This is a genomic window from Lactobacillus equicursoris DSM 19284 = JCM 14600 = CIP 110162 (genome assembly GCF_001434815.1).
GTDB classification, from domain to species: Bacteria; Bacillota; Bacilli; order Lactobacillales; family Lactobacillaceae; genus Lactobacillus; species Lactobacillus equicursoris.
This window is the reverse complement of the sequence record NZ_AZDU01000076.1, coordinates 1-4,631: the sequence shown is the minus strand read 5'-3', so window position 1 is coordinate 4,631 and position 4,631 is coordinate 1. Positions and strand designations below refer to the sequence as shown.

The following is a 4,631-nucleotide window of genomic DNA, read 5'->3' as shown; positions in this document are numbered from 1 at the left end:
ATTTTAATATACTCTGCTATTGGGTGCTTACATTTCAACTTAAGAACTTCGACAACAAATGCGGATCTCTTCACGAAATGAAGGGCCCGCGTTTTTATGTTCAGCTTATTATCCACTGCGTTGGGTTAGTGAAGTACAATAGCTATAGAACGTTTTGCATGATTAGAAATGTGATGAGGAAACAATAGATGTTGGATAAGATTAGATTTGATAGCTTAGTGGAAGCGTACCAGAAAGACTTTGAATACAGGATTCATAGTGATCACTCTTTGTGGTTAGCAATAGCATGTTTTCAAAATAATTGGAGTTTAGACGATCCTAATTTTGAGAACATGTTTGTTGATGTTGTACAGAATGTAGGTGACGTTCTTAGCCTGAATACGTTTGATAGTGATACACTGTCGGAACTTGCTGAAAGATCGCCCGAAAGAGTTCGTTCAATGATTGCTGATCTGTTTGATGAAAGTCAAGATGCCTTTATTCGGATCAAAGACTTTGAGCAGCAAGCTGAAGAACTACTAGATGGAGATTGCGTTTTAGATGAGGAAACGATCAGTATGCTCCTTTGTCTTAAATCACCTGACAAATATGGCGCCTTTAACTTGCAAGGGTGTCAAAGACTAAATAGTTGGCTTAAATTAGGCTATGAATTTAAGCCAGAAGCTACTGTTCAGAACTTACAAAATTGGTCAATTTTGTTAAGGGATATTGTTGAGCGATTATCTGGTAATGAACTATTGCTTGATGAGTACAGGTATTATCTTGAATGGGATACGGAAGATGAACCGAATTATCTGCATTATCTGTGCGATAAGTTTGGTCATAGTTTTCAATGGTCTGGTGAAAAAGACACTAAACTTTTTATTTTAGCATCCGACATCTGCAGCTACCTTGTCCAGCACCGTGACTTGACTCCCGCAACTGGTCAGAAGCAGTACTGGTGGTTGAATGCTAATCCTAATTATTGGAACCTGTCTGATTTAAAGCTTGGTGAGGAGCGCTATTACACACTCTATAGTGATAGTGGCCATAAGCGGCGGGTTTTCCAGTACTTTTTGGATGCAAAAGTTGGCGATAAAGTTATTGGTTATGAATCTTACCCTAGCCGGAATGTGGTAGCTTTGATGGAAATCAGCCGGGCTAGTGATGGCGAGGCAGTTTTCTTCAAGAAAATTGAGGAATTTAAGCAGCCAGTAGCTTATAAAGATCTACGTCAATGTCCGGAACTGAAAGACATGGAAGTTTTCATCAGTCCAACGGGGTCACTGTTTAGGATGACGGAATCAGAGTACAAATTTGTTATGAACAAGGTTAGAGAACACAATCCTGTAGCGTATACAAAAGATAATTTCCTATCCGAAGTCTACCTGTCTGAAGAAGATTATGAGCACTTGTCAGTTCTTTTAAAGCGAAAGAAAAATGTGATCTTGCAAGGTGCACCGGGCGTCGGCAAAACGTTTGCTGCTAAGCGCCTGGCCTATTCTTTGCTAGGCCAGAAAAAGGATGACAATATTGAATTGATCCAATTCCACCAGAGTTACACCTACGAAGACTTCATGATGGGCTATAAGCCGACAGAAAATGGGTTTGAATTGCGCTACGGTAGCTTCTTCCGCTTTTGCAAGCGAGCGGCTAAACACCCTGACGAGCCTTTCTTCTTTATTATTGATGAAATCAACCGTGGCAATTTAAGTAAGATTTTTTGTGAGTTATTGATGCTGATAGAAAGTGACTACCGGGATCAAGCTATAACCCTGGCCTATACAGATGAACCGTTTGCCGTTCCTAGCAATATTTACTTGATTGGGATGATGAATACTGCTGACCGCAGTCTGGCAATGATTGACTATGCTCTGCGGCGAAGATTTGCTTTCTTTGACATGAAACCGGCTTTTGAATCTGCCGGTTTTATGAAACAGCAGATGGTTGCAGGTAATACCGTTTTTGATAGGCTGATCAACCAAATTGAGGAACTAAACGATGAAATCAGCAAAGATCCGTCTCTAGGACCAGGTTTCTGTATTGGGCACAGTTACTTCAGTAAGCCGGACGGAGAATGGACAAGTGACGAACTGCAACTGATTGTTGACTACGATATTTTGCCAATGCTTAGAGAATACTAGTTTGACAATCAAGATAAGTTGGAGCATTGGGAAAGTGTCCTGCATGAGGCCTTAAATGATTAAGGACAAGAGCATTTTTATCAAAAATATTTACTATATGCTTAGCTACGCTTTTAGCAATTTACATGAAGCAGAATATAAAAATGTCGAGAAAGAAAGCTTTAGCAACATAGATAATCTCTTTGCTGCGATTTTAGCCAAAGGGATTAGTAAGCAGCTAAAACAAGGCCTATACCGCGAATATGTGCCTTGTCATGAAGATTTGCCAACAGTTTATGGCAAAATTGATATGGCAGGAACAATTCGCAACCAGTTGGCTTGCCGGAAGCTGGTAGCCTGCAATTTTGATGAGCTGTCAGCTGATAATTTATACAACCAGATTCTTAAGTCAACCGCTTGGCAACCAGCTGGAAAATATTGTCTACCTGGAGCTCCTGCGGCGGGGCTATCAGGTGACGATTGGCGATTATGAAGGCAGCGAAATCGACTTTGTTGCCCGCAAGGGCGGCGAGGTCGTTTACTACCAGGTGACTCAACGTTTGCCGGATAACAGCACTCGGGAGACCGACAATTTGCGCTACATCCCGGACGGCTACAAGAAGGTGGTCTTGACCTTGAACATGTTTGATGCAGGCAGCGTTGACGGCATTGAGATCAAGTACGTTGTGGACTGGATGCTGGAGGCCTAGCACATGACCTACTATACTTCCGGCGAATTTGCCAAAAAGGCACATATGCATCCCGGCGGTGCTAAAAGAGGTGTGGCGGATGCTGGCGTCTTACTTCAAGGAAGTCGCCGGTGGCTTCCACATTACCAAGGACGCTGGCTTATTTATCTGCCACAAATAAACAAAACCGCCATTTTGTTAATAATAGCGGTTATTTTGTGCAGGATAAACATGCAAAATAGGGAATTTGACGATATAATTAGCTGAAAAAGGTGCAAGGAGGGAGAAAAATGAACAAATACTTGCCTTTGGCAATTGAACGTTACCAACATAATTACGATCCGGATTTTTCTGTCGAGGATGAATACGAAAAGCGGCTGACTAGCCCGGCTAGCATGGTGACCAAGCTTTTTCCCTTGCTGACTTATCAAAAAAGGGGCGGGCAGACCAAGGAATTCCCGATCTTCTTCACTTACACCGCCGATTTGGTGGCCCTGGCTAGTCAGCTAGAATGCAATTCCCGGCAGATCAGTCAGTTGGCGGGTCAGCTCCCGGGCGTGGCCCAGGCACATTTTTTAAATTCTTTGTTGCTGGACGAAATTACCTATACCAACGAGATTGAAGGGATCAAAACCGATGCGGCCGAGATCAGCACCATTATCAACAGTCTGGATGATGGTCTGCGCGCCCGGGAAAAGCGGCTCTGGTCGACAGTTCGCATGTACCAGGAAGTTTCGCGCGGGAAACTCTTGTCGATTACGGCCCTACAGGATTTCCGCAACATTTACGACGAGCTGTTAAAAGGGGAGATTCCCCCTGAGAAAAATCCTAATGGGCAGCTGTTTAGAGATACTTTGCCAGATGGGCAAGCTTTGCGGATCGGGAATGCGACTAAAACCGTTCACGTGCCGCCAACGTCGGAACTGGCAATTTCAGAAGCCTTGATGAGCCTTATCGCCTTCATGAACGATGACGATCTGCCTGCTGTTTACAAGGCGCTGATCAACCACTTTTTCTTTGAAAGCACGCATCCATTTTTGGATGGCAATGGCCGGATGGGCCGCTACCTGCTGTCAACTTACCTATCAGCCAAGTTTGACAAGTTCACTGGCTTTTCGGTGGCGACTGCCATCCATGCCCAGGCGTCGCGCTACTACAAGCTGTTTAAAGAAGCGGACGTGGCAGAGAATCGGGCAGAGCTGACTTTTTTTATCAAGGACATGCTGGAAATCTTGGTTGCTCAGCAGGAGCAAGTGCTTGAAGCCTTGCAGGGATCCCGTCAACGTCTGGATTTTGTTTTTAAAAAAGTGGATCAAGAAGCCGCGCATTTGGCTGAGAATGGGGAGCACGACCAGGCCACGATTAGGGCGATCTTGCGCTACCTGGCCGAGTCGGCGCTGTTCGTTAACAACGACAGGCTGGGGATCAAGGACAACGACATCATCAAGCTGAATTCGGAGGATGGCATTTCTCAGCGCAGGACCAAGCGTTCACTGGCTTATCTGGAGGAAATCGGTGTGATCAGCCTGGTTTCAGGCCGGCCCAAGTTGCACAAGTTGGTTAGGTAGGAGTCGAATCTACGGATTCGACTCTTTTTTGTCACACAAAGTGACTCAAGCAACTTAGTTGCTGGCCCAAAGTTTACTCAACTACGGCCTTTTTTGACAAAAAGCTTCACACAATCGTACTCAAGTAGGGCAAGTGCTGGCCCAAAGTGTACTCAACTGGCAGCCATTTACGGTTGGTTGAGTAAGTTTTTGAGCAGAGATTTCCATAGTTGAGTAAGTTTATGAGCAACTTTTTCTGTAGTTGAGTAAGTTTATGAGCAGCTTTTTCCGTA

Annotated in this window: 5 protein-coding genes; all 5 read left to right on the top strand. The window is 44.3% G+C overall.

Annotated features, from left to right (window positions below; genetic code table 11):
• Positions 1 to 188 precede the first annotated feature (188 nt).
• From FC20_RS09135 to FC20_RS09120, 5 genes are read left to right on the top strand one after another with little or no spacing between them, the layout of a single operon-like run.
• On the top strand, positions 189 to 2,123 hold the full coding sequence (locus tag FC20_RS09135) for an McrB family protein (RefSeq protein ID WP_008462339.1): 1,935 nt from the start codon (positions 189 to 191) through the stop codon (positions 2,121 to 2,123).
• Between the two features lie 55 nt (positions 2,124 to 2,178).
• A complete protein-coding gene (locus FC20_RS10215; RefSeq protein ID WP_008462342.1) occupies positions 2,179 to 2,595 on the top strand; it encodes a 5-methylcytosine restriction system specificity protein McrC in 417 nt (138 codons plus the stop codon).
• A complete protein-coding gene (locus FC20_RS09130) occupies positions 2,576 to 2,812 on the top strand; it encodes an ATP-binding protein (RefSeq protein ID WP_008462343.1) in 237 nt (78 codons plus the stop codon). The genes FC20_RS10215 and FC20_RS09130 overlap by 20 nt, the downstream gene beginning before the upstream one ends.
• A 3-nt stretch (positions 2,813 to 2,815) precedes the next feature.
• Positions 2,816 to 3,058 (top strand): hypothetical protein, encoded by a 243-nt coding sequence (locus tag FC20_RS09125; protein WP_039944122.1) that lies wholly within the window; start codon positions 2,816 to 2,818, stop codon positions 3,056 to 3,058.
• A 23-nt stretch (positions 3,059 to 3,081) separates the two neighbouring features.
• On the top strand, positions 3,082 to 4,359 hold the full coding sequence (locus FC20_RS09120) for a Fic family protein (RefSeq protein WP_008462345.1): 1,278 nt from the start codon (positions 3,082 to 3,084) through the stop codon (positions 4,357 to 4,359).
• Positions 4,360 to 4,631 lie beyond the last annotated feature (272 nt).